Origin of the sequence: Bacillus sp. S4, assembly GCF_040838205.1 — a bacterium.
GTDB classification, from domain to species: Bacteria; Bacillota; Bacilli; order Bacillales; family Bacillaceae_G; genus Bacillus_A; species Bacillus_A cereus_U.
On record NZ_JBFPJI010000387.1, the window covers coordinates 1 to 2,860 of the forward strand.

Consider the following 2,860-nt stretch of genomic DNA (forward strand, 5'->3'; position numbering starts at 1 on the left):
CTAATTAAGTATTATTTCTGAAAAACATGTTTTATTTTTTCACCTGGAACGTTGCTCCCGCCTCTTCCTTTTACATCTTCAATCATCATGGTAACAATCATGTTTGGCGCGCTTGCATCGAAAGCTGCAAACCATCCAAGTTCTTTACCCTCTGCTTCTTTCGATTCTTTCAGTTCTGCTGTACCTGTCTTACCAGCGAGAGTTACACCATCAACTTTAGCAATTCTCCCAGCGCCATCAGGGTCATTAATGACTTTTATTAATGCACTCTTTAATATCTCTTGATTCTTTTTAGAAACCACGTTTTCTTTCCAATTCCCCGCTACTTTTGCTTCTTTTAACAGATGAGGCGACGGAATATTTCCTTCATTCACAATCGGTGCATATGTTAATGCTAAATGAAGTGGTGTCATTAATACTTGTCCTTGTCCATATCCGGTATCTGCTAGTTGAATATCGTTTTTTATCCCATCTTTTGCAATTGTTGAAATAGGAAATTCGTATTCGATTGGTAATTTTTCATAAAATCCGTATTTCTTAAATTCATTTACATACTGATCTTTTCCCATTTTCAAAGCTTGTTGAGCAAAATAAATATTATCAGAGTACTTCATTGCCTTATCAAAATCAATTGGACTAGCTTCCTTCACACGTGTTACATAATAATTTCCCCACGATGAATCTTTCGTCCATTTTAATCCTTGAATTTTAAATTCTTCTTTAGGATTTATTGTTTTCGTTTCCAAACCAATTGCACCTGTAATCGTTTTAAATACAGAACCTGGTACAAATGCTTTTGTGAAGCGATTCATCATTGGCAGTTTCGAGTCGTTATTCCATGCTTCTCTTTGGGCTTTTGACGCTCCTCTAACTATTATATTTGGATTATAAGCAGGGCTACTTACGAGTGCGATTGTTTCACCCGTTTTAGGATTGACCGCTGCACTAGGTCCTGCTTCATTTTTCATCTCATTAAAGATTTTTTCTTGAATTGCAGCATCAATTGTTAACGTAACATTTTCCCCTTCTTTTGCTTCTTTTTTTGCTACGTTTTTAATCTCTTTCCCGTTCTCATCTTCTATAAATACGCGTCCACCCTTTTCACCACGCAATTTATTCTCTAGTACTTTCTCTAAACCTGTCTTACCTACTAAATCATCTGCTTGATAACCTTTTCTTTGAAGCGATTTTAACTCCTCTGCATTCACCTTTCCTATATATCCCGTTAAGTGTGCCGCTGCTTCTCCTAATGGATACGTACGAATATTTACTGGGCGAGATGAAACTCCTTCTAATTCAATATAATCATTCTGTCTGGTTCCCTCTTTTAAAATACCAATTGGTACAAGGGAATCTGGTTTTATCCATTTCGCTGCGAGCTTCTGATCGACCTCTTCTGTAGACATATCAAGTAGTTGTGCTACTGTTTCTTTCGTTTGCGCTGCCGTTTCGCCTAGTTTCTCTGGAATAATTCCAACCTCAGTCGCTTTACCATTCGTTGCAAGCCCTTTTCCATTTCGATCATATATTTCTCCACGTTTTCCTTGCTCAATTTGCATACGTACTTTGTAATCTTTTTTCATACCTGGGAAAATGAAGTCTGGTGTCCAATCTATTTTCCAAGATTCCTTATCTTTCACGAGTTTTGCTTCATGGATGAATGAAACTGTTCCTCCATCCGTATCCATATTAACTTCAAAAAGAAAAAGTTCTTTATCTTTAGTATTCTCTCCTTTCGTTTTAACTTTTAAATTCTTAACTCCAATACCCTCATGAATTTTTTGATATTTCTCTGTGAACTCCTTTTTAGAAATCGTTTTTTTTGCATGTTCTGATAAATGATCATACATATTTGTAAATTTTTTATCATTCCATAAATTGATATATTCTTCAAATGCTTGTTTTGGCGGTTCGTTTTTATTACATCCTACCAACATAACTCCAAAACAAAAGAAAAGCAGCATCCATATTTTTTTCAATTCAATCTACTCCTTTAGTTATAAATGATTATTCCTTTCTTAAAATATTAAATAAAAAATGTTTTAACGCTTAATAGACAGTGTAAGTAATGAGATAGTTCCACATTTACAAAAAAAATTAAATTTATGGTTAAGCTGCATTCAAAAAGGGAAGATTTTAAGATTCTTACAAACGAAAGAAGCGAATATATTTAGCAATCGTTATCATTATTGGTGTTGTTTTGACAATTTTATTTCAGTTACTAATACTACTTCTTTAGTTGAAAGAGGTAGTATTTTTGATCATAATGGTTCGATCTCATCCAAAGTATTTTCACAAAAAAAAGGGTTCTGGTGCAAACACTCCACAACGTTTGTAAGTAACCTTCTAAACTTGGACATACTGATACTAGTACTCTAAAAAAGGACGTAATCAAGTACATTATCAGCCTGGACTAATCTTATTAACAGTAAGATAGTACCTGCGGTACAATTTAAGCTTTCGAAGAAAATCGGTAAATTGCGATAAATTCAATAATATAAAGGTTTCAAATGTGAACTGATATTTAATAGTTTACATCGAGATTTATTTCATTCATCAAGGTTTACTTTAGTAAATGAAAAGGATAGTTAGCCCTCATAATGGACTAACTATCCTTTTATTATTTTTTTCTTGACTTAGAGTTCACTCTAACTATTATAATCGACTCATAGTTCATTCACGATAAAATCAATTGGATAAAATTCAGGAGGGACCGGAAAAGCTAAAATCAAAAGTGGCTGACATTAACGCAGACCTGGATGTTGTTATTCGAACTTTCGATTTATCTGTTACTACAATTGTACGTTAAGAAGTCAGTAATTCTTGTTATTTTTGCCTTATTTTGTTTTCTCTTAATAGT

At 33.7% G+C, this 2,860-nt stretch carries 1 protein-coding gene and 1 pseudogene; one reads left to right on the forward strand and one right to left on the reverse strand.

Annotation, left to right across the window (positions count from 1 at the left end; genetic code table 11):
• Window positions 1–11: 11 nt before the first annotated feature.
• Entirely contained in the window at window positions 12–1,979 is a 1,968-nt protein-coding gene (locus AB3X48_RS20560; protein ID WP_367959877.1) for a penicillin-binding transpeptidase domain-containing protein, read from the reverse strand.
• 737 nt (window positions 1,980–2,716) lie between these two features.
• Here AB3X48_RS20560 and AB3X48_RS20565 point away from each other — a divergent pair.
• Window positions 2,717–2,803, forward strand: a pseudogene (locus AB3X48_RS20565) (SDR family NAD(P)-dependent oxidoreductase); the annotation flags it as partial.
• Window positions 2,804–2,860: the final 57 nt, after the last annotated feature.